Origin of the sequence: Pauljensenia sp. UMB0895 (assembly GCF_030218905.1) — a bacterium.
GTDB classification, from domain to species: domain Bacteria; phylum Actinomycetota; class Actinomycetes; order Actinomycetales; family Actinomycetaceae; genus Pauljensenia; species Pauljensenia turicensis_A.
The window spans coordinates 109,559-132,378 of record NZ_JASOQR010000004.1 but is presented as its reverse complement, the minus strand read 5'-3'; the positions used below and the strand labels follow the sequence as shown (position 1 = coordinate 132,378).

The following is a 22,820-nucleotide window of genomic DNA, read 5'->3' as shown; positions in this document are numbered from 1 at the left end:
TGCATAAATACTTCGGCGCATCGTCGCGCATCCACACATCGGCATACCACTATTACTAAGGAGTAATCCCGTGGCATTAAAGGTCCTCATCATTGCTGGCGGCCTCACACATGAGCGCGACGTCTCGGTTCGCTCTGGACGCCGAGTCGCAAACATCCTTACCCAGGCCGGCTATACCGTGCACGTTGCCGACGTTGATCACCAGCTGACCAGCGTCATTGACGAGTTCGCACCCGACGTCATCTGGCCCGTCGTCCACGGCTCCATCGGCGAAGACGGTTCTTTACAGACTTTGCTCGAGGCAATCGGCATCCCCTTCGTCGGCTCCTCATCCGTGCAGGCGATGCTCGCGTCGAATAAGCCGACAGCTAAGTCCTTGCTCGGTTCGGCTGGCTTGGTAACACCCGGCTGGGTTTCACTTCCCCAGATCCTCTTCCGCCAAATCGGCACCTCCCAGGTTCTCGATGCTATCGAGTCACAGACTCAGTTCCCCGTCATCATCAAGCCGACCGACGGCGGTTCTGCTCTTGGCCTCTCCGCAGTTCATGACCCTGGCGAACTCCGTAGCGCGATGGTCGATGCCTTCGCCTACGGTGAGCACATCATGGTCGAGGAACTCATCAAGGGCCGTGACATCGCAGTTTCCGTTGTCGATCTGGAAAACGGTCCGGTGGCTCTCCCTCCGGTTGAGATTTCGACCGATGGTGGTCGCTACGACTACGCAGCGCGTTACACAACGGACGAAACCGAGTACTTTGTGCCCGCCCGCTTCACCGAGGAACAGCTCGATGTTCTACGCCAAGCAGCCGTCGAGGCACACACGATCCTCGGTCTACGCGACCTGTCACGTATCGACTTCGTTGTCGATGATGAAGGCACCTGCTGGTTCATCGATGCTAATGTCACGCCGGGTATGACGGATACGTCGCTACTCCCCCAGGCCGCCAACGCTGACGGTTCCTTCGCTGAACTGTGCACGCGCATCGTTGAGTTCGTTGCCACTGGCCGTCATGTTCGGATCATCGAAGACAAGGTCGACCCTTCCGCTTCCTATGACGACGAGGCCGGCCAGACCGAATAGGGTTTCACTTAAAACAGTGGCCGGATTGCGCATCGCAATGTGCGGTCCGGTCACTGGAGTATGTGATGATGTTTCACGTGAAACAATGACGTGCTCATCAACAGAAATGCTCGTGAAGAATTGGGAAAAGTTCGATTCAACCGACGCTAAGCATTGGAATTTCGCAACAAATTGAAGATTACTTCAGCATCCCCAGAGCATGAAGATCCGCACGCGCCTGGGATGCATTTTCCCAGAGCAGGCCCTTCATTCCCAGAAGCTCCGCGGCACGAACGTTCTTCTTGCGGTCGTCGATGAAAACAGCATCTTCAGCGTCCACGTCAAAACGTTCGATAGCTTCACGGTAGATCGAGCGATGAGGCTTCGCGGAACCAACCTCGCAAGAGAATACGAAGTCATCAAAGTGCTGTGCCCATGCAGTGACGCGGATTTCTTCAGCAATAGCGAAAGGCGCGTTTGAAAGAATGCCTAGGACGATGCCGTTTTCTTCCAGTTCACGAATAATCTGAACGGCCGGTTCGACGGCGTCGTGCATTCGAATCGAATCGTACGCAACCAACTGAGCAATCTGATCATCGGTGATCCGTGGTGCACCGCAGTCGCCTGCTACGCGATCCCAGAATTCACGATCCGAACACCCCTCGTCATAGCTGGCACGGTGTGCCCACATTGCTTGGTCAACAAGGGAAACGAAAGCATCGTCGGTCTGTCCGAGGATCTCGGCCACACGCTGAGGCTCGGGATGAGATTCAACCAGTACTCCACCAACGTCAAATAGGGCGACATGTGGTGTCTGCTGTTGCGACATGCGACCCCCTAGTGCTCGTGATGGTGTCTCTATTGTTTCCGATTGACTTCCGATTAACCACTTTCGTGTCGAAAGACACGCCACATAGTGAACACCCGTCAGAAACCGCGCAATTGAACCGAAAGCACGGCTCATTACAGGGTTTGAGAGGAGGCGATTATGCATACTTTACGGAATGGTGTGCACTACCGATCCAGGCAACGACGACCCGAAGAGAGCGTATTCCAAGCAGGACAACGCCAGAAACGTTACCGCTTCTGTTCCGCGATCAGGTCCGCGATACGTTGGAGATCTTCTTCTCCAGCAAACTCAATCACGATCTTGCCTTTACGAGCGCCTTCCGTGATCGTTACCCGAGTCTCATAGACATCTGACAAAGAGCTAATCACCGCCTGCCCAAGAGCAGACACAATCTTTTCGCGCCTGCGTGTAGGACCCGTCTGAGCTTTTACCCGTCCCAAGCGAATCAATTCTTCAGTTGTGCGCACCGAAAGGCCCTCAGCAATAATACGTTGAGCAAGAGATTCCATCTCTTCAGGGCTATTCAATGCGAGCAATGCACGCGCATGACCAGCAGAAATAGTCTGCGCGGCAACCTTGCTTTGAACCGATGGGGGTAGTTTCAACAGTCGCATTGTGTTCGCAATTTGCGGGCGAGACCGTGCGATTCTCTTCGAAAGCTCTTCCTGAGTTGTGCCGAAGTCGGCCATCAGCTGCTGGTATGCAGATGCTTCTTCCAGCGGGTTCAACTGCGCACGATGAAGGTTTTCCAAGAGCGCATCGCGCAGAAGATCGGAGTCTTCCGTCTGGCGAATAATTGCCGGAACTGCCTCAAGACCAGCTAGCTCGGACGCACGAAGACGCCTTTCACCCATGATGAGTTCGAAACGAGCATTCGGCTTCTCTGCAAGAAACTCCTGCATTCGCTCAGTCATCGGAGCGTCAAAGTTAATCGGACGCACAACGATCGGCTGAAGAACACCGACCTCACGAATCGAGTCGCGAAGTTCGGCAAGATCATCTTCATCGAAAACTTCACGAGGTTGCCTGGTATTCGGAACGATTAGATCGTGCGGAATTTCGGCGAATGTTGCACCTGGAACCGGAACGAGGTTATCCAATGTTTCACGTGAAACATTCGCTTCATCAGACGACAAATCATGCTGATCCAGCTGCTGATTCGATTCCTGAGCACTGTGTTTATCGAAAGCATCGGCAATGGGGGACAGTCTACGCGGCTCCGATTTCGACTGAGTTGAACGCGCTTTCGTGGCACTCGAACGCGTTTTTACGTTTTCCTCAAGGCTTTCTGCTGGCGAAACAGACGTGGACGCCTCAACCTTTTTAATCCGTGAAGACGCTTTTTTCGTCGTCTTTGAAGCGGACTTTGTTGTCTTCGGATTCAGAAGAGACGCTGCTGAACCTCCGCGTTTACGTGACGCTGAAGGAGCTTGACCAGCCGGACGGGCGGGGAAGAACACATCGAGAGGATTTGATGGAACACTGGGGGATGACGACTCGGTCGATTGAGTATCAATCTGATTTGGAATCAAAGCACCGAGCCCCTTACCCAATGCTGAGTGACGGCCACCTGTGGTCGACTTCTTATCTGCCATCATTAACCTCCGTGACGAGTTTATGTTTCATTGTTTCACGTGAAACATCGATGCGCATATCTCGCAGCACGGGGTTGTGGAAAGCTTCAGTGAGTATTTGTTAGCTATGAATAGCGTTCTTCGTACACGCAGAGAACAGGTAATCATCGTCAATGTTTCACGTGAAACATTGGAAGCAGAGGCATCCAGAAGTGCACAACGATGCACATTGCAACGTGATTGTTTCGCGTGAAACAACCTCTAAGGCCAACATCCGGCACACATAGAACAACTATTATTATCGCAGGTCAAAGGCTATTTGACCACGTCGAAATGGGGCAGGTAAACAAAAAACTACCCCAAAAACCCCCGGTTAGCTCTGCTGAGCAAGACGCAAACTGAGCTCCAAAGCGGCCTTGCGATACGCAAGTGCACCGGTGTTACGCGGGTCGTAGGTAACGACGGTCTGACCGTATGAAGGAGCCTCGGAAATACGAACGGAGCGGGGGATAACCGTCTGCAACGTCAAAGCGGGGAAGTGGGTACGAACCTCAGCTTCAACCTCTTCGCTGAGTCGCGTTCGCTTATCCATCATTGTCAGAAGCATCGTGGAAACGTGGAGCTTCGGATTCAGGTCAGAGGCAATGCGGTCGATGGTGGTCCAGAGTTGTGAGAGTCCTTCAAGAGCGTAATACTCGGTCTGAATCGGAATCATGACCTCGTGGGCGGCAACCATGACATTCAGGGTGACAAGACCGAGCGACGGGGGACAGTCGATCAAGACGACATCAACATCGCGCGACGTTGCAAGGAAATGCTTAACCGCGTCGGCTAGGCGAAATTCGCGGGACGGTAAATCAACCAGTTCGATCTCTGCACCTGACAAATCAATCGTCGCCGGGCACACTAAAAGCCCTTCAATATCAGGGCACGGCTGAAGGACCTCGGCCAGGGGAGTGCCACCAATCAGAACGTCGTACGTAGACGGTGTTCCTGCGGGGTGTTCAATGCCGAGCGCACTTGATGCATTGCCCTGAGCATCGGCATCGATGACGACAACCGACAGGCCACCCAATGCAAGACTGGCAGCAATGTTAACGGCAGATGTTGTCTTTCCAACGCCACCCTTTTGATTAGCGACAGCGATGACGCGAGTCTTCGAGGGGCGACCGAAGGTAGCAGCATCCAGGATCTTACGATCGTGCATATTCTGTTCGATCTGAGAAAGCAGGGGAGTATCACTCCGCTTACCTGAACTCATCTGAGATCCTCTCTTGAAACTGCTATCAACGGATGCGTGCCCTAGAACGAGTTCTAGGCGAACACCCTATGAAAGTCTACGGGCGACCATAGGTAAATTGAACGACAGACGCTAGGCGCCACAGCCCACGTGTCGAGAGCCAAAGCCTCACAGCGTTAACGACGGTGCCACACCCAGAGCCTACTTCTGACGCTTGCAGACAACCACGTATGTAGATTCTTCTTCCATGATGGAAGGAACCTCGTGGATTTGAGCGCGCAGATGATGGCTCTTCAATTCCTTGGCTGCCTCATCAATTTCGATGGGTGCACGGCGCCCCTTCAAAGCGACCAGTGATCCACCCGGAGCAATGAGCTTCGTTGTCATGCGGATCAGTTTCGACATATTGGCGACCGCGCGTGCGGTGATCACGTCAGCCTGGCCTTTGCCACGCAGTTCTTCGGCACGCACCTGGTGCAGAGTGACATTGTCCAATGCTAGGTGGTCAATGACATCGCTCAACCACTCGCAACGACGTTGCATGGGTTCAGCAAGGTGGACATCCAATTCAGGACGGCAGATCGCGATGATGATACCGGGAAGTCCCGCGCCCGAACCGATGTCGAGAATCTGCCCCGAGCGGGGAAGGAAGTCGAGAACAGCTGCTGCATTGACAGCGTGGCGCGACCAGAGTCGAGGCATCTCACGCGGACCGACAAGTCCTCGAATTTCGCCTTCTTCTTCGAGCATGTGGACGTATTCTTCGACGTCAGAAAAAGCCGGTCCGAAGAATTCGCGTACCTCATCGGTGGGCTGTTCCGGGATAAATGGATCGCCAACCTTGCGCTTCAGCGGGTCATGAAACTCGCCCTGATCAGCTGAAATGTCGAGTTCGCTCACTCGGCGTCGCTCTCTTCAATCTGGTCGGATTCATCGGCGGGAAGGATGACAACACAACGGTGGGGTTCGGAACCCTCGGACTCGGAACGCAGGCCCTCGGTGGCGACAACGTCGTGGCAGACCTTGCGCTCGAAGGGGTTCATCGGGTCAAGCTTCTGAGCGACGCCGGTGGCGCGCAGACGTGCGATTGCTTCCATCGCGATATCCTGCAGTTCGGCCTTGCGGTCGGCGCGGAAGCCAGCAATGTCGAGCATCAGGCGCGAACGTTCACCGGTTTCGGTCTGAACTGCCAGACGGGTCAGTTCCTGAAGTGCGTCGAGGACCTCGCCGTCTTCACCAACCAGGCGTTCGAGTGTAGCGGACTCTTCGGAGATGATCTCGACGCTTGCGCGATCATTCTCAACGTCGATCTCAATGTCGCCATCAAGGTCAGCGATATCCAGCAGCTCTTCCAGGTAGTCGGCTGCGAGTTCGCCCTCTTCTTCGAGGCGCTCAATCGTAGACTTGGTCTTCTCACTCATGTGGTTCTCCCTTAATTTTTCAGCTTGGGTGCGATGCGCTATTCACGAGGTCGGCCACCCGGACAAAACTGGGTATCTGTAAACGGGCCGGGCCTCGTATCCCTTAGCGCTTCTTCTTATTGGACTGGCGGCGGGCCTTGCGACGCTCTTGACGACGGCGCTCGAGCTCATCGGCTGACAGGCCGGAAGTGTCGGAGACAGCGGCTTTGCGCTCTTCGCGAGCACGATTGCGTTCAGACTGTGCCTTGCGCTGTTCGCGGGACATCTTCTTAGCCTGCTCGCGCTTTTCCTGCTGGGCGCGACGTTCATTGGCCTTAGAGGCTGCATCCTTGACACTACGCATCCACATTTCGTCGGGGAGCGTGGTCCATTCCTGCATGGACAGGTTGCGCAGGACAGAGACCTTTTCGCCGGCGCTCATGGTTTCGGGGAAGTCGGTGGCGACCTTCTGAGCCTTGGCCTTCGAAGCTGCTTCAGCGAAGGTCTTCTCATTCAGAGCGATAACCTCGGCGTTGTCAGCTGTTGCGGGCAGGGCAGAGCGTGCTTCGTCGTAGGAAGCGAAGAAGGGCTTTGCCCATTCGGCGTAGCGTGCTTCGCGGTGTGCGACGAGCTCCTTGTAGGCCGGTGAGCCGGGGGTCGGCATGACCTTGATCGTCCAGAAGGACTGACCGAGTGCCCAGAAGGAACCGGTCAGCATGTAGACCAGAACGCCCATTTGGAAGAAGGCGCCAGAGAACACGAACATCAGTGGCATGACGTAGAGCATGGACTTCTGCGACTGAACCATCGGGTTGTTCGGATCCATTGCCGGCGGCATGTTGCGAACCATGGACATGCGCATGGAGTAGAACTGCAGGCCAACCATCACGATGATCGCGATGACGAAGACGGCGACGGCAACAGTGCCATCACCGGAAGTAATGGTGTGCGACAGCGGGACACCGAAAACGGTCGATCCGTTGATGTCGGATGCGACTGCCTGGGTGATCGGACCGAGGTGGTCGGTTTCGATGTTGGCGTACTTGTAGGTGCCGGCTGCTAGGTCCTTGACCGCGTAGATGGCGCGGTACATGGCGAACAGGATCGGCATCTGGACCAGCAGTGGCAGACAGGAAGCAAAGGGGCTGACCTTGTACTTCTTGTAGAGAGCCTGGGTTTCTTCGGCCTGCTTCTGACGTGACAGCTGGTCGGTCTTGCCCTTGTACTTGGCTTGGATGCGCTGCATTTCAGGCTGGACAGCCTGCATGGCGCGCGAGCTCTTAATCTGCTTGAGGAACAGCGGCACGATCAGGATACGAACGATCAGGGTCAGCAGGACGATTGAAATCACCCAGGCTGCACCCGAACCGGATGAGAATCCGATCAGCTCAAGGAAATCGTGGATCTTCACCCATACCCACGCCACCGCTATGGCGAAGGGGTGAAGGATCTTGTCAAACATGCGCGCTCCTTCAAGAAGTGCGGACGCTGAAAGCGTCCTTCGGTCGTCCGGCGGATGCCGGGAAATTCTGGGGGGTGGTGAACGAAGCGTATTCGTCGCTCATACCCATGGGGGCGGGTCGCACGATGTCGGTTGCGTTACCGGCCCAATCTTCTGGTGGTACCCATGGCTCTGGTTTCCAGCGTCCAACTTCGGGGACGTAGTCGACTCCGCCGTGGCTCCAAGGGTTGCATCGAAGGAGTCGCCAGGTGCCAAGGATGATGCCTTTGACAACTCCGTGGATTTCGATGGCTTGGAGCGCATATGCCGAGCAGGTGGGTGTATATCGGCATCGTGGTGCGATTCTGAGCGAAATATACCGCTGGTAGAAACGAATCGGGTAGGTGAAGATTCGCCTTACTAGTTCACGAGGCCGCGCACTCATCGAGCGTCCCACTTCTTCCAGGCGCGGTGAAGAGCCGAGTCTAAGTGTGTAGCGAGCTCGTCTGATGTACAGCCGAGGGCCTGGGAGCTTGCTCGAACGACGATGCGTGAACCGTCGGGCAGAGTGTCGAGCCGATCGCGCATGAGGTGCCGGAGCTGTCGTTTCACACGGTTGCGTCCCGTGGCCAGTTTGATTTCCTTTTTGGGTACGACGAAACCGACGAGGGAGTTCAACTGACCCTCGTCGGTTCGAGCGTGGACAATCAGGACTCGATCTCCGGCCCGTTTACCCTGTCGAAAGGTTGAGCGGAAATCGCCTGGATCGACCATCCGGTGTGCGCGAGGCAACACCAGTGCAGTCTCAGGCAGACAGCTTTGCGCGACCCTTGCGGCGACGCGATGCCAGAATGGCGCGGCCGGCGCGGGTGCTCATGCGCAGACGGAAACCGTGCGTCTTGGCACGACGGCGGTTATTGGGCTGGAAAGTCCGCTTGGTGGTCACAGCTGTTCTCCTTGGCGGCGAGCACCAGCACCGCTGGCACTCAACTTGTCGGTTGTATTGGTTCAGGTTCCACCGCACTCGTTGTGCGCAGGAACCTCTTGCGCGCCCTTTTGCGTGGGCACAGACAGATATCCAGGTTAGAAGTTCAGGTTTTATCAGTCAATGTGATAGCGCCGTCTGTGACGAAGTCCCCGTATCCACAACTGTGGAATACCTTGGGGATAACTTTTCCACAAATGAAAATCACATGAATTTCTTTTCGTTAGCGTGAACGTCGATTCTTTGGCGGAACTACGCGCTGACACTTTTGTAACTACAAATATGTGATTTAAAGATTCTTATCCACAACTTCATCCACAGGCTGTGAATTATTCACAAGACAAGTAGAGTAGCGACGTCACCACTGCTCAATGAGGGGCATAATTCGGTGATAGACCTCACGCAACTTCGCACTATTTAAAGGATCGATTGTGGAAACTCCATCGTTGAATGCTGCTTGGACACAAGCATTGGAGTTACTTGCTCAGACAGGTCTTGGTCCCGCAGGCATGGGATTTCTTCAATCCACACGTCCTTTGGGCAATATCGAAGGCACAATTCTTCTGTCCGTTCCCAATGACTTCACGAAGAACTGGATTGAACGCTCATCGTCAAGCGTGACGGATGCTCTGTCCCAGACCTTTGGAAAACGCACCAGGATCGCCATTACCGTTGACCCGGACATGGAACTGCCAGAAACCGCCGACGAAAAAGAGCATCAGGCGAAGAACGTAGAGGTGGCCTCGTCAACCGAAGATAATCAACCAACTACCAATGAGGTACCCAGCGCGGGGCACCACCAGACCGGCGATACACCCACCTATGCACAGAGCTTTTCGTACCCGTCGGCAGAAGAACGACTTCGACAGCTCGACGGCGTTGAAGCCATCAATGACTTCCCAGATTCTTCGTTTGAAGAGCACGATCCCAAGCGATTCTCATACGTTGCGCCTCAATCAACCGATCGCGCACTCGATACCTCGTCAACCAGGCTGAATCCAAAACACACATTCGATACCTTCGTTATTGGTCCGTCGAACCGCTTCGCTCACGCGGCAGCTGTCGCCGTTTCGGAATCTCCGGGAACTGACTTCAACCCGCTGTTTATCTACGGCGAATCCGGACTGGGCAAAACACACCTTCTGCAAGCAATCGGCCACTACACGCTGTCGCTCTACCCAAACCAGAAGGTCCGCTACGTATCATCCGAGGAATTCACCAACGAATTCATCAATGCAATTCGTGTCAACAACCCCAATAACTCGGCCGTTGAAGAATTCCACCGTCGATACCGTGAACTCGACCTGCTATTAATCGACGACATTCAGTTCCTTTCTAAGAAGGAGCAGACGATGGAAGGTTTCTTCCATACGTTTAATGCTCTCTATCAGGCCAATAAGCAGATCGTCATTACCTCGGACGTTCAGCCCAAGCACCTCGAAGGCATTGAGGAACGTTTGAGGTCACGCTTCGGATCGGGTCTGCTGGTTGATGTTCAGCCACCAGATCTGGAAACGCGTATTGCGATCTTGCAGAAGAAGACCGCAGACGAAAATCTGGATATTGACCCTGAAATCTTCACGTATATTGCTGAACGTATTTCGTCGAATATTCGTGAGCTCGAAGGTGCCATCCTTCGCGTAGTCGCGTATGCGAACCTTTACCACGAGAAGATTGACCTGGCGTTGGCAGAGATGACCTTGAAGGACTACATCTCTGACCCCGACGACACTGAAATTACTATTCCGCTGATCATGGGTCAGTGTGCAAAGTATTTCAACGTCACTATCGACCAGCTGTGTTCAACTGATCGCAGTCGCGCGATTGTCGAGGCACGTCAGATCGCTATGTATCTCTGTCGCGAGCTCACCGAATTGTCTTTGCCAAAGATCGGTCAATCATTCGACCGTGACCATTCGACGGTCATGCATGCAAATAAGAAGATCCTGGAACAAATGAAACAGCGTCGCGAGGTCTATAACGACGTCACTGAATTGACGAACCGTATTAAGAAGGTAGCGCGAGGCGGAAACTGACGACTCGACCTATCGCGGTCACCCTATTCGAAGTCTGTATCCCTTCAAGGATGTCGAAGGGCGGAGCTATACCTGCCTGCCGTCACTGCACATCACATATCAGAGCTTTCCTCGGTGTGAATGACACAGTGGAAAACGTGTCATTTGCTGATGATGGAGTGGGCTTACGTGTGAATGACAAAAACCAGTCATTTTTCATCCACAACTGCTCCTGTGTCATTCACACGATCGTACTCAGCTCTATCCACGATCAGTGTGGCTATATTCCAACGAAAAACATAGTTCTCCACTGTGTACACAACACTGATGATGAAGGTTCCTTTTAAAAAACGCGTAGCGAAAAAATCAACCGAACAGATGTGAGCGTGCCACCTTGTGGATTCACGTTGAACGAGTCAATTGGAATCTATTGCGTTGAACGCGGTGAATTATGGGTAATCAAACAACGATAAAAAGTGTCAGACGATAGTTATTCACAACAAAATATTTTCTAGGTGAATAGTTGTAGTGCATACAGGTAGAATGGCGAGGCATGTGTCGTACGTACGTTGACCGAGTTTTTAATTGGAGGCCGGCATGAAGTTCACCGTCGCAAGAGACGTTCTTTCTGAGGCAGTGTCTTGGACTGCTCGCGCCCTGCCTGTTCGCCCAGCTAGCCCCATCCTTGCCGGTGTGCGTATTCATGCAGACAATGAGGAACTGACCCTTTCATCATTCGATTACGAAGTCTCCGCTAATTCGCGTATTCCGGCCAATGTGGAAGAAAAAGGCGAAGTTCTGGTTTCAGGTCGCCTGCTGGCAGACATTTCCAAATCGTTGCCGAATAAGCCAGTCACCATTGAACTTGATGGTCAGAAGGTGAATATGCGATGTGGTTCTTCGCACTTCACGCTTGCTGTCATGCCTTTGGATGAATATCCGTTGCTTCCACTTCAGCCACCGCTTGCGGGAACCGTTGACTCCGAGGTTCTGACACAGGCTATTTCCCAGGTTTCTATTGCCGCATCGCGCGATGACACTCTGCCGATTCTGACCGGTGTTCGAATGGAAATCGACGGCGAACACATGACCTTGCTTGCCACTGATCGTTATCGTTTGGCAATGCGTGAACTTGATTGGGAGCCTGCCGATACTTCGATCGAACAGGTTGCCCTCGTGAAGGCTCGCATTCTTCAGGATGTTTCGAAGTCAATGACGTCGGGTGCCAAGGTCGAAATTGGTCTGTCTAATGAAATGGTTGCGGGCGGAGCCTCATTGATTGGCTTCGCATCGTCGAACCGTCGGACCACGTCGACCATGATGGACGGCGATTACCCGCCGGTTCGCGGCCTGTTCCCTGAATCTACGCCGATCACCGCAGTGTGCGACCGCCACGAACTGCTTGAAGCTGTGAAGCGTATGTCGCTGGTTGCAGAGCGCAAGACCTCGGTTCGCCTGTCTTTCTCGGATGGTCAGCTGGTTCTCGAAGCCGGTCAGGGAGATAACGCTCAGGCATCCGAAGCAATTGAAGCTCACCTGAATGGTGAAGATATTGCGACCGCGTTCAATCCGCAGTTCCTGCTTGATGGCCTGGGCGTTCTCGACACGGATTTTGTTCGTTTCGGTTTCACTCACCCGACCAAGCCCGCCGTGATGACCGGCCAGTCGAAGGTGGATGAAGGCGAAGTGACGCAGTTCCGCTACCTGTTGATGCCGATTCGCTTCGGTGCCTGATCTTCATGCGCGTCTCGCACGTCGCGCTTGATGATTTTCGATCATGGTGCCACGTCGTCATTGAATTACCGGCTGGTCCCACGGTCTTTCTTGGCGCCAACGGTCAGGGGAAAACAAACCTCATTGAGGCTATCGCTTACCTGTCGACATTTTCTTCGCACAGGGTGTCTGCGGAGTCCTCGCTGGTTCGTATTCCGTTAGATGTCGAGGAGCGCCCGCCGGCTGGAGCGTTTGTCCGCGTGAAGACAGCCTTGGAAGACGATCGCTCCCAGGTTCTTGAGCTTGAGATCGTGCGTGGCAAGGCAAATCGGGCGCGAATTAATCGCACGAACGTGAAGCCGAAAGACATTCTGGGTCTCGTTCGTACGGTTGTCTTTGCACCCGAGGACTTGCAGATTGTTCGTGGAGATCCCAGCGTACGCAGGGCATTTCTTGATGATATTGCGGTTCAGATTCACCCCCTGTATTCGCAGACGAAGTCTGATTTTGACAGAGTGGCGCGCCAGCGGGCTGCGTTGATGAAGCAGGCGCAGGTGGCATTGCGACGGGGTCGCATCCCAGATATTTCAACGCTGTCTGTGTGGGATGAGCGGTTCGCTGAATTGTCCAGCCAGGTCACGGCAATGCGAGCATCTCTTGTTCGTCGATTGTCTGATCCCGTGGCAACGGCATATGACGATGTTGCCGATTCTCCTCGCCACTTGGTTTTGGCGATGGATGCGTCAATCGACCGAAAAATCGGGACGAATCCGGACGATCCGACAAGCGCCGACTTGGAGAATGTTGAGGCGCAGACTCAGCGTCTGTTGGCCGCCTTAGAACGTATTCAGGATCAAGAGATGGAGCGGGGAGTGAACCTTGTGGGTGCTCACCGTGATGATCTGTCATTGTGTCTTGGACATATGCCTGTGAAGGGCTTTGCGTCCCACGGCGAATCCTGGTCGGTGGGGTTGGCTCTGCGTCTTGGAGCTTTTGATCTTCTGGCTGATGACGGTGAAACCCCGATTCTGATCCTCGACGATGTGTTCGCCGAACTTGATACGAAACGGCGAGCTGGACTCACCACGCGTATGGATAAAGCGGATCAGGTGCTAATCACCGCTGCTGTTGAGGGCGATATTCCTCCCGAATTGGATGCACACGTTGTGAAAGTGGCGTGGTCGGTCGACAACGGCTCGGAAGTCCAAGAATGAACGAGCCCGAAGAAGACTTCCTGGCAGCGGCCTTGGCGCGTGCTCAGATGGATGCGCGCGCACGAGGTTTCACGCGTTCACCCGTGCCCACGTTCGTCATGCAAGGAGTGAAAGGTCCGACTCCGGGGGCACTTGTTGGCGCGAATGAAGATTGCGCGGTGGATATGTCTCGTGGTCAGGCAGATCTATCAGCCGAATCTGATTTCAGCGACAAGATGGCTGAAGCCGGCGACTTGAGTGGCATTGTTCAGGCTCAGCGCCATCGCCCAGAGGTGTGGGTAAAGACACCGGGCATGGCGGCCATGCATCGCTCGTATCATCGGTCTGGGCGTATTGATTCGATCCTGAGTTCGTTTGTGAAGGATAACAGCTGGTCGAATCAGATCCAGATTGCGTCGGTGTCGAATCGCTGGCCCGAGATTGTTGGTCCGAATATTGCCGAGCACACGCACATTGAAAGCTTCGAAGGCAAGAAGATTGTTGTGCGCTGTACGTCAACGGCGTGGGCGAAACAGCTGCAGTTATTGCTCCCCAGAATTCTGCGTCGCATCAGCGAGGTTGTCGGTAGTGGCGTGGTGGAACAGGTTGTGGTTTTGGGGCCGGTGGCGCCTTCGTGGAAGAAAGGTCCGCTGTCGGTACGAGGCCGGGGTCCGCGCGATACATACGGCTGATTGGGGCCGGATCAGGTGACGATGATGCGACCGGAAAATACACGTGTTTTTTATGGTGTGCGCGTCGATGGTTGTCTGTTTCTTATCACGGTGAGGGTGTGACTGGTCACATACCTATATTCGCAGGTCAGAAGATATTTCATTGCCTTTGTCACGGCGTGAGTTTCCCCGGTTTTATGGTCATTTTTGGTAGAATTAATGCGTTAAATCGTTGGGTTTTTCAGGCCCAGCTTGTATGAGGGGAGCCGCGTGGCTGACAACGAAAAGACGACAGGCGGGGCTGAAGGCTACGGTGCTTCAGACATCACCGTTCTGGAGGGGCTTGAGGCGGTTCGTAAGCGTCCAGGTATGTATATCGGTTCAACCGGTGAGCGCGGTCTGCACCACCTGGTCTACGAGGTCGTCGATAATTCTGTTGACGAAGCTCTAGCTGGATATGCGGATCACATCGAAGTAACAATTCTTGCCGATGGTGGTCTTCGCGTCGAAGATAACGGTCGAGGTATTCCCGTTGATATTCACCCGACCGAAGGTAAGCCCACGGTTGAGGTTGTCATGACCATCCTGCACGCCGGTGGCAAATTCGGCGGTGGCGGATACGCGGTGTCCGGTGGTCTTCACGGCGTCGGTATTTCGGTTGTGAACGCGCTGTCGACCCGCGTCGACACGATTGTCCGTCGTCAGGGGTATGCATGGCGGATGTCCTTTGCCAACGGCGGTACGCCGATCACGAAGCTTGAACGTGGCGAAGAAACCACCGAGACGGGCACAACACAGACGTTCTACCCGGATCCAAATATCTTTGAAACCACCGAGTTCTCCTTCGAGACCCTGCGTCAGCGCTTCCAGCAGATGGCCTTCTTGAACAAGGGTCTGCGTATTTCGCTGACCGATGAGCGCCCCACCGCTGTTGATGAGGGCGACGAGATCACCGGCGATGAAATGGGTCCCGCAGACGATCCGGTTCCCGGTCACCGTCAGGTCACCTACATGTACGAACACGGTCTACGTGACTACGTCGAATACCTGGATTCGGCGAAGAAGATCGAAACGATCAACAATGACATCATCGACTTCGAATCGGAAAACGATGAAGGCACGATGAGTGTCGAGATTGCGATGCAGTGGACCACAGCCTACTCGTCCAGCGTCCACACTTTCGCGAATACGATTAACACGACCGAAGGCGGTATGCACGAAGAAGGCTTCCGCACGGCGCTGACGACCATTGTGAACCGCTACGGTCGCGATAAGGGAATCATCAAAGAGAAGGATGACAATCTGACCGGCGATGACGTCCGCGAAGGACTGACAGCCGTCATTTCGATCAAGCTGACCGAACCGCAGTTCGAAGGCCAGACGAAGACGAAGCTCGGCAACACCGAGGCACGTACCTTCGTTCAGCAGCAGGTATATTCCCAGCTCACCGACTGGTTCGATGCTCACCCCGCAGACGCGAAGGCGATCATTAACAAGGGTCAGCAGGCGCAGCAGGCACGCGTCGCAGCCCGCAAGGCTCGCGAAGCTACCCGCCGTAAGGGTGTCCTTGAATCAGCGTCCATGCCGGGCAAGCTTCGTGACTGCTCCTCGCGCAAGGCTGAAGAGTGCGAAATCTTCATCGTCGAGGGCGACTCCGCAGGTGGTTCCGCCGTTGGTGGTCGCGACCCCGAACACCAGGCGATCCTGCCGATCCGAGGCAAGATCTTGAACGTTGAAAAGGCTCGCCTCGATCGCGCGCTGTCCTCTGACACGATCCGCTCACTCATCACAGCGTTCGGTACCGGTATCGGTGAAGACTTTGATCTTGAAAAGCTCCGCTACGGCAAGATCGTTATCATGGCCGACGCCGACGTCGACGGTCAGCACATCGCAACCCTGCTTCTCACTCTGCTGTTCCGCTACATGCGACCGCTGATCGAACAGGGCCACACCTATATCGCAATGCCTCCGCTCTACCGCATCAAGTGGACGAACGCCGAGCACGAATTCGCTTACTCAGATAAGGAACGTGACAAGCTCCTCGCAGCGGGTCAGGCAGCTAATCACCGCCTGCCCAAGGAAGGTGGTATCCAGCGTTACAAGGGTCTGGGCGAAATGAACGACCACGAGCTCTGGGAAACCACCATGGACCCGGCTCACCGTATCCTCAAGAAGGTCACCCTCGATGAGGCCGCCGACGCCGATGAGATCTTCACGATCCTCATGGGCGACGACGTCGATCTTCGTCGTTCCTTCATCCAGCGCAACGCCTCTGACGTGCGCTTCCTCGATATCTGATCTAACAGTCACGCACCGGCCGCAGGCCGGCCTCGTCAATAAAACTTAAGGAAAAACGTGAGCGACGAGCTAAACAACACAACCGACGCGGCTGTCGACTACGACCGTGTCCTGCCGGTTGACCTGCAGGTAGAAATGCAGCGCTCCTACCTCGACTACGCGATGAGCGTTATCGTCGGTCGAGCCCTCCCCGACGTGCGTGACGGCCTCAAGCCTGTTCACCGTCGCGTGCTCTACGCGATGTACGACGGCGGATACCGACCCACTTCCTCCTTCTCCAAGTCGTCCCGCGTCGTCGGCGACGTCATGGGTAACTACCACCCGCACGGCGATGCCGCGATCTACGATGCGCTGGCACGTCTGGTGCAGTGGTGGTCGTTGCGCTATCCGCTGGTTGCCGGTCAGGGTAACTTCGGTACGCCGGGTAACCTTGGCCCCGCAGCACCCCGTTACACCGAATGTAAGATGGCGCCTTTGGCGATGGAAATGGTCTGCGATATCGATGAAGAATCCGTCGATTTTCAGGACAACTACGATGGCAAGAACCAAGAGCCGACCATTCTGCCGTCCCGCTTCCCGAATTTGTTGGTCAACGGCTCCGAAGGTATCGCGGTCGGTATGGCGACCCGCATCCCGCCGCACAACCTGCGAGAAGTTGCCGACGGTATCCAGTGGGCGCTCGAGAACACTGAAGCATCCCGCGAGGAACTGCTTGAGGCTCTGATTCAGCGCATCCCCGGCCCGGACTTCCCGACCGGCGCTACGATCCTCGGACGCAAGGGCATCGAAGACGCTTACCGAACTGGTCGCGGTTCCATCACCCAGCGTGCAGTCGTCAACGTTGAGGAAATTCAGGGACGCCAGTGCCTGGTTGTCACCGAGCTTCCCTACCAGGTGAACCCCGACAATCTTGCCGACAAGATCGCTCAGCTGGTTCGTGACGGCCAGATCCAGGGTATTGCGGATATCCGTGACGAAACCTCGGGTCGTACCGGCCAGCGCCTCGTCATCGTCTTGAAGCGTGACGCGGTCGCCAAGGTCGTTCTCAACAACCTGTACAAGCGCACTCCGTTGCAGGAAAACTTCAGCGCCAACATGCTGGCGATCGTCGACGGTGTCCCGCGTACGCTCAGCCTGGACGGCTTCGTTCGTCACTGGATCACGCACCAGATTTCCGTCATCGTGCGTCGCACCCAGTTCCGTCTGCGCAAGGCTCAGGAACGCCTCCATATCTTGGAGGGCTACCTCAAGGCACTCGACGCTCTCGACGAGGTCATCGCGCTCATCCGTCGTTCGCCGACTGTCGACGAAGCACGTAAGGGCCTCATGGACTTGCTCGGTGTGGACGAGGTTCAGGCAGACGCGATCCTCGCCCTGCAGCTGCGTCGTCTGGCTGCTCTGGAACGCCAGAAGATTATGGACGAGCATGCCGAACTGACCGCGCGCGTCACCGATCTGCAGGACATCCTCGATACGCCGGCGCGTCAGCGTTCCATCATCTCGAGTGAACTGCAGAAAATTGTCGACAAGTACGGCGATGATCGTCGCACGCGCATCGTAGCCTTCGACGGAGAAATGTCGATGGAAGACCTCATTCCCGAAGAAGACGTGGTCGTCACCATCACCCGCGAAGGTTTTGCTAAGCGTACGCGCACCGACAACTACCGTTCGCAAAAGCGCGGTGGCAAGGGTGTTCGTGGCACGCAATTGCGCGGAGATGATGTTGTTGAGCACTTCTTCGTCACGACCACGCACCACTGGCTGCTGTTCTTTACGAACCTCGGCCGCGTGTACCGTGCGAAGGCATACGAGATCCCCGAAGGCGGTCGCGATGCCAAGGGCCAGCACGTTGCAAACCTGCTGGCATTCCAGCCGGAGGAACACATCGCGCAGGTCCTCGCCATCCGCGACTACGAGGTCGCCGACTACCTTGTCTTGGCAACCAAGTCCGGTTTGGTGAAGAAGACTCCGCTGAAGCTCTACGAGTCCTCACGTACCGGTGGCATCATCGGCATCAACTTGCGTGAAGATGAGGCCGGTAACCCGGATGAGCTCGTGTCCGCACAGGTCATTAACGCTGATCAGGACCTGATCCTGGTCTCGCGTGATGGCCAGGCAGTCCGCTTCGCCGCCACCGACGAGCAGCTCCGCCCGATGGGTCGCTCCACGGCGGGCGTTCGTGGCATGAGATTCCGCGGTGACGACGAACTGCTGTCCATGGAGGTTCCGCGCGAGGGCGCTGATCTGCTGATCGTCACTGACTCCGGTTATGCGAAGCGCACTCCGGTTGAGGAATACCCAACGAAGTCCCGTGGCACGTTGGGTGTCCGCGTTGGCAAGCTCGTTGATGAACGCGGTGGCCTTGTTGGTGCACTTGTGGTCAATCCGGATGAAGACGTCATGGTCATCACCGAATCCGGCAAGCTGGTCCAAGTGAACGCCTCGGACGTTCGCCCAACGGCACGCAACACGATGGGCGTTATTTTCGCTCGCCCGGACGAGGACGACCGCATCATCGCGATCACTCCGAACCCGGAGCGCGATATTGATAATGAAGATGGCGAATCTGAATCTCAGGACTCCGATAGCTTGGGTGATGAAACGCCGACAAACTCTTCGAATGCTGACGAAAGCGCTGATAACACTGTAGCGTCAGAGCAAGAGTCCACCCAGGAAGGTAATGACGAATGAGCGACGCGCACGGCATGTATTCCATCAATGACACGCCTCGTCGAGTTGATATCGCTATCGCGCGAGTCGATGCGTGGACGGTAATGAAGGTGAGCTTCCTTCTTTCCGTCGCATTCGGCATTGCCATGGTGATTGCAACCGCTGTCTTGTGGTTCATGGTTGACGGTATGCATGTCTTTTCCACCATCGAAGACTTCATGAAGACCATCGGTGGTGAAAAGTTCATCCCGTTCCTTGACTATCTGCGTCTTCCCAAGGTTCTGTCCTACGCCACCATTGCCGGTGTCGCGAATGTTGTTCTGTTGACCGCCATCTCAACCCTTGGCGCCATGCTGTACAACCTCATCGCGTCCCTGGTGGGTGGCGTGAAGATCTCCTTGATGGACGAATAATCGTGTGGTGCGCTACATCACGCCATTCAATTTGAAGTTGGACGGTGGGTGTGCGTAACATAATCGAGTGCTCTTCGGGGTACAAGGTTGGGCCTATAGCTCAGTAGGTTAGAGCGCAGTCCTGATAAGACTGAGGTCGATGGTTCGAGCCCATCTAGGCCCACGTTCCGCAATCGCAAGAAAGGCGGAGATCCAATGAAGAAATGGATCACAGCACTCAGTGCGGTGGCTACGGCTGTTGCAGCGGGTATTGTTGTGCGACAGATTCTCGAAGATCTCTCCGACAATGTAGAGTTGTGGAAATCCGTGACGGACAATCCTTTCCAGGATTGATGTCATTGGGGCTATGGCGCAATTGGTAGCGCACCTGCTTTGCAAGCAGGGGGTTACGGGTTCGAGTCCCGTTAGCTCCACACATACCCCGGTACATTTCGGTGCCGGGGTTTTTCGTTTGTTGCCGCTGATTTGGGCGCGCACGGGCGTGGCACATACATGTTTGACTAAGCGGACTGGTCAGAGTTTCCGCGCAGTTCAATGGTCGTACTTGTGGCCGACAGAGCCTGAATCAGCAGGTAAAGGAACACTGCGACAGCAAGAAAGAACGCGCCGATAATGACATAGCCATGAGCGCAGATACGGTAGGTGTCAGCTGCGGCGACCTCGGTTGAAAATGTTGTTGCAATCAGGATGACGACCCAGCCTGAGAAGAACGCGACAAGCCACCGTAACACCAGAGACATCGGTGTCTCCTTTCATCCGGGATAGTCCCAGTATGGCCGTGACATGGTTCACTGTCTAGCGTGTGTGGACGCTGTGGCGGCTCAATAAAAGACCTCCCAAGATCAGCGCGGTACCTGATCCCATCAGCGCTCCACCAATGATGTCTGTTGTCCAGTGCGCGGCCAGGTAAATGCGTGTTGTGGCCACAAGCGCCACTAATGAGATCGCGAGCGCCCAGATCAGGCAGGCGTAGCCTCGTCGATTCCATGAAAGGCGGGAGTCTGCGATACCGACATTGATCAGGGATAGTCCCCATGCATGTAACGCAAGCAGAGCAGCACTGATAGCGAGGGCGGAGGCGGCGGTGGTGTGACCGGATGGGAAAGAATGGGAGAGTTCGACGACGAGGCGCTCTGGGATCGGTGGGCGGACTCGTTCGATACCAAGCTTGACCAGCGACGTTGCAACCGCTGACACCGCCATCACTAGAGGAATAAACAGCCCGAAGCGCCACGACTTTGAGACTGCCCAGATCAATAGTCCGATGACGACCGCTTCGATCACGGAAACGGTCGGGGAGAAAAGGTGGGTCACCGCTTTCATGAACGCGGTCAACGCATCGATGCGGATCGTGAGCACCCAGTTCAGAACCGCCTGATCAAAGTTCGCAACAGATTTCAGGTGAATGAACAGGCCCAGGATGATTGCGCCGAGAATCGCCCAGTTGCCGACAATAATCCGCGTCCAGCCGATCAAGCCAACTGAGTGGACAAGGTCGCGGAGCTCGGGGTGGATGTGGTCGGTGTGGGTGTGGTGAAAGTTCACATTATCGTCCCGTCGACATAGACCCACCGGCCACCGCGCTTGGTGAAGGTGGAGCGTTCGTGCAGGCGGTTGTGGCCTCGTGCGTGGGTGAAGTCGGCGATGAACTCGACGATGCCGTCCTGGTCATTTTCGGTTCCCGTGACGGTGTCGACGATGGTGAGCCCGTTCCATGTTATTTGCGGGTCAATGTATGGGGGAGTGGGGCGTGTGCGCGGATGCCACGAGCGGAAAAGATGGTTTTCGTTGCCCAGCACGAAGGCGGAGTAGCGCGAACGCATGAGCGCTTCGGCGGTGGGTGCCGGCTCGCCGTCAAGGATCGGGGAGCAACACGCGCGAAATGCGATGGAAGAACCGCAGGTGCACGGGTCAGTGGGTGCGAGGCCCTGCGCGGATGCTACGCCTTTACGTGGCACGTCAGAAAACGTCATACGAATCAGCCTACCCGGGCAGATTTTACGAGGAGCGAACAGGACAGGGGTGTGCCCGTCGCTGTTTTCACCACTATACGAGGGCGACCACACTGGTCTCACCCCACGCCAGCAAGAGGGCGGTAGCGGAGGCCCTCTGTTGACGGTAAGCGAAGAATCAGTGCGCCAGCATCACGCCGATGAAGCCAGTCAGAGCAACAATGACAGTCGTCGAGGTAGCAAGAATGAACGGCTTCGGGCCAACGGACGCAAAATCACGCAGCTTCACGGACGTGCCCAGTGCGAACATCGCCGAGGCGAGTAGCGCCGTCTGAATAATCTTCAGAACCGCAAGCCACGACGCGGGCACAATCCCGGTCCACCGCACGAAGACCATGACGATGAATCCGAAGACAAACAGTGGCATCAGAGGCGGAAGTTTGCCACCCTCGGAACCCATACCGGGGATCTGAGCTCCCGACGCCATCTTCTGACGCCTCCAGATGCTGATCGTCGCCATAACGGGAGCGAGCATCAGCACGCGAGCAAGCTTCACAACAACCGCACCAGACAGTGCCTCGCCACCTCCCAACGCACCGCCAATCGCGACAACCTGGGCAACCTCGTGTGTGGCTGCGCCACCCCACAAGCCAGTGGTTAGCGGATCCAAACCGAACAGCGTGCCGAGAATCGGGATCAACGGAATCAGCAGCGTGCCAAAAATGACGACCTGCGCAATAGCGGTGACAACCTCTTCGCGATCCTGAGCTTCAATAACGCCATCAACCGCGGCAACAGCGGCCGCACCGCAGATCGAGAAACCGCACGCGATCAGCAGTGTCTGCGTGATCGATAGGTGCAGAGCTCGCCCCACAAGAAGCGTCGACACAATACCCAAGACGATAACCGCAACAACAACACCGATCATCCCAGCGCCCAGTGCCACGATATCGGCTACCACCAGCTGTAGGCCCAATAGCACAACGCCAGCACGCAACAGACGCTTGGAAGTGAAAACCAGACCGGGATCCAGGACCGCGGGTAGCTGTGCGATATTCCGCAGAAAAACACCCAGAATGATCGCCACCAGCATTACCGACAGCGCCGGCACAAAATGGTTGATGAGCAATGCCAGTCCGACCGCAACGAAAGACAGTGCGATGCCGGGCAACATACGCATCAACGAGGCGGACCGGCCAGACTGAGTCGCCGTGGCTGGCGCAGGGGTCGGAGCAGATGATGATGAAACTGAAGCTGGGCTCATACAGATAACTGTATGAGCCCAGCCGAGCAGATTAGGAGATGAATGCCCGTTTTTACCTTGATGTGCGCTGTTGCACGCGCT

The 22,820-nt window shown here is 55.5% G+C and carries 22 protein-coding genes and 2 tRNA genes; 11 read left to right on the top strand and 13 right to left on the bottom strand.

Going from position 1 to position 22,820, the window contains the following annotated elements:
- Positions 1-70: 70 nt before the first annotated feature.
- Complete coding sequence (locus QP503_RS03765) at positions 71-1,081, top strand: D-alanine--D-alanine ligase family protein (protein ID WP_285101253.1); 1,011 nt, start codon at positions 71-73, stop codon at positions 1,079-1,081.
- Positions 1,082-1,259: 178 nt separating this feature from the next.
- On the opposite strand, the gene QP503_RS03760 is transcribed toward QP503_RS03765, so the two are convergent.
- The 9 genes from QP503_RS03760 to rpmH all read right to left on the bottom strand — a co-directional run bounded on the left by QP503_RS03760 (position 1,260) and on the right by rpmH (position 8,511).
- Entirely contained in the window at positions 1,260-1,889 is a 630-nt protein-coding gene (locus tag QP503_RS03760; protein WP_006680585.1) for an HAD family hydrolase, read from the bottom strand.
- Positions 1,890-2,137: 248 nt separating this feature from the next.
- Complete coding sequence (locus QP503_RS03755; protein ID WP_103633009.1) at positions 2,138-3,505, bottom strand: ParB/RepB/Spo0J family partition protein; 1,368 nt, start codon at positions 3,503-3,505, stop codon at positions 2,138-2,140.
- A 352-nt stretch (positions 3,506-3,857) separates the two neighbouring features.
- Complete coding sequence (locus QP503_RS03750) at positions 3,858-4,745, bottom strand: ParA family protein (RefSeq protein ID WP_006680587.1); 888 nt, start codon at positions 4,743-4,745, stop codon at positions 3,858-3,860.
- 180 nt (positions 4,746-4,925) lie between these two features.
- Positions 4,926-5,624: a 16S rRNA (guanine(527)-N(7))-methyltransferase RsmG gene (rsmG, locus tag QP503_RS03745; RefSeq protein ID WP_006680588.1), complete on the bottom strand. Its 699-nt coding sequence runs from the start codon at positions 5,622-5,624 to the stop codon at positions 4,926-4,928.
- Complete coding sequence (locus QP503_RS03740) at positions 5,621-6,145, bottom strand: Jag family protein (RefSeq protein WP_103632873.1); 525 nt, start codon at positions 6,143-6,145, stop codon at positions 5,621-5,623. The genes rsmG and QP503_RS03740 overlap by 4 nt, the downstream gene beginning before the upstream one ends.
- A 103-nt stretch (positions 6,146-6,248) precedes the next feature.
- On the bottom strand, positions 6,249-7,586 hold the full coding sequence (gene yidC, locus QP503_RS03735; protein WP_006680590.1) for a membrane protein insertase YidC: 1,338 nt from the start codon (positions 7,584-7,586) through the stop codon (positions 6,249-6,251).
- A 10-nt stretch (positions 7,587-7,596) separates the two neighbouring features.
- Positions 7,597-8,010, bottom strand: a complete 414-nt coding sequence (gene yidD / locus QP503_RS03730; protein ID WP_285069536.1) for a membrane protein insertion efficiency factor YidD — start codon at positions 8,008-8,010, stop codon at positions 7,597-7,599.
- Positions 8,007-8,339, bottom strand: a complete 333-nt coding sequence (gene rnpA / locus QP503_RS03725; protein ID WP_218840465.1) for a ribonuclease P protein component — start codon at positions 8,337-8,339, stop codon at positions 8,007-8,009. The genes yidD and rnpA overlap by 4 nt, the downstream gene beginning before the upstream one ends.
- A gap of 31 nt (positions 8,340-8,370) precedes the next feature.
- Positions 8,371-8,511 carry a 50S ribosomal protein L34 gene (gene rpmH / locus QP503_RS03720; RefSeq protein ID WP_101628105.1) on the bottom strand — a complete coding sequence of 47 codons (141 nt, stop codon included), beginning with the start codon at positions 8,509-8,511 and terminating at the stop codon, positions 8,371-8,373.
- A 509-nt stretch (positions 8,512-9,020) separates the two neighbouring features.
- On the opposite strand from rpmH, the gene dnaA reads away from it, so the two are divergent.
- The 10 genes from dnaA (at position 9,021) to QP503_RS03670 (ending at position 19,936) form a co-directional block, all read left to right on the top strand.
- Positions 9,021-10,586, top strand: a complete 1,566-nt coding sequence (gene dnaA / locus QP503_RS03715; RefSeq protein ID WP_424133815.1) for a chromosomal replication initiator protein DnaA — start codon at positions 9,021-9,023, stop codon at positions 10,584-10,586.
- Positions 10,587-11,162: 576 nt separating this feature from the next.
- On the top strand, positions 11,163-12,299 hold the full coding sequence (gene dnaN / locus QP503_RS03710; RefSeq protein ID WP_006680595.1) for a DNA polymerase III subunit beta: 1,137 nt from the start codon (positions 11,163-11,165) through the stop codon (positions 12,297-12,299).
- 5 nt (positions 12,300-12,304) lie between these two features.
- Positions 12,305-13,492, top strand: a complete 1,188-nt coding sequence (gene recF, locus QP503_RS03705; RefSeq protein WP_006680596.1) for a DNA replication/repair protein RecF — start codon at positions 12,305-12,307, stop codon at positions 13,490-13,492.
- Entirely contained in the window at positions 13,489-14,163 is a 675-nt protein-coding gene (locus QP503_RS03700; RefSeq protein ID WP_006680597.1) for a DciA family protein, read from the top strand. Before recF ends, QP503_RS03700 begins: the two co-directional genes overlap by 4 nt.
- 249 nt (positions 14,164-14,412) lie before the next feature.
- Complete coding sequence (gene gyrB / locus QP503_RS03695) at positions 14,413-16,440, top strand: DNA topoisomerase (ATP-hydrolyzing) subunit B (protein WP_006680598.1); 2,028 nt, start codon at positions 14,413-14,415, stop codon at positions 16,438-16,440.
- 57 nt (positions 16,441-16,497) lie between these two features.
- Positions 16,498-19,131 (top strand): DNA gyrase subunit A, encoded by a 2,634-nt coding sequence (gene gyrA, locus QP503_RS03690; RefSeq protein WP_006680599.1) that lies wholly within the window; start codon positions 16,498-16,500, stop codon positions 19,129-19,131.
- The gene (locus tag QP503_RS03685) at positions 19,128-19,523 is read left to right on the top strand and encodes a DUF3566 domain-containing protein (RefSeq protein WP_006680600.1); all 396 of its coding nucleotides are present in this window, start codon (positions 19,128-19,130) and stop codon (positions 19,521-19,523) included. The genes gyrA and QP503_RS03685 overlap by 4 nt, the downstream gene beginning before the upstream one ends.
- An 89-nt stretch (positions 19,524-19,612) precedes the next feature.
- Positions 19,613-19,686 (top strand) — tRNA-Ile (locus QP503_RS03680).
- 32 nt (positions 19,687-19,718) lie between these two features.
- Positions 19,719-19,856 (top strand): DLW-39 family protein, encoded by a 138-nt coding sequence (locus QP503_RS03675; protein ID WP_006680601.1) that lies wholly within the window; start codon positions 19,719-19,721, stop codon positions 19,854-19,856.
- A gap of 7 nt (positions 19,857-19,863) precedes the next feature.
- A tRNA-Ala gene (locus tag QP503_RS03670) sits at positions 19,864-19,936 on the top strand.
- A gap of 87 nt (positions 19,937-20,023) precedes the next feature.
- Here QP503_RS03670 and QP503_RS03665 read toward each other — a convergent pair.
- From QP503_RS03665 to QP503_RS03650, 4 genes are all read right to left on the bottom strand, one after another.
- The gene (locus QP503_RS03665; protein ID WP_006680602.1) at positions 20,024-20,263 is read right to left on the bottom strand and encodes a hypothetical protein; all 240 of its coding nucleotides are present in this window, start codon (positions 20,261-20,263) and stop codon (positions 20,024-20,026) included.
- Between the two features lie 55 nt (positions 20,264-20,318).
- A complete protein-coding gene (locus tag QP503_RS03660; protein ID WP_006680603.1) occupies positions 20,319-21,068 on the bottom strand; it encodes a phosphatase PAP2 family protein in 750 nt (249 codons plus the stop codon).
- Positions 21,065-21,496 carry a YchJ family protein gene (locus QP503_RS03655; RefSeq protein ID WP_006680604.1) on the bottom strand — a complete coding sequence of 144 codons (432 nt, stop codon included), beginning with the start codon at positions 21,494-21,496 and terminating at the stop codon, positions 21,065-21,067. Before QP503_RS03655 ends, QP503_RS03660 begins: the two co-directional genes overlap by 4 nt.
- Before the next feature lie 157 nt (positions 21,497-21,653).
- Positions 21,654-22,739, bottom strand: coding sequence for a YeiH family protein (locus QP503_RS03650; RefSeq protein WP_040318349.1), 1,086 nt, complete (start codon positions 22,737-22,739; stop codon positions 21,654-21,656).
- Positions 22,740-22,820 lie beyond the last annotated feature (81 nt).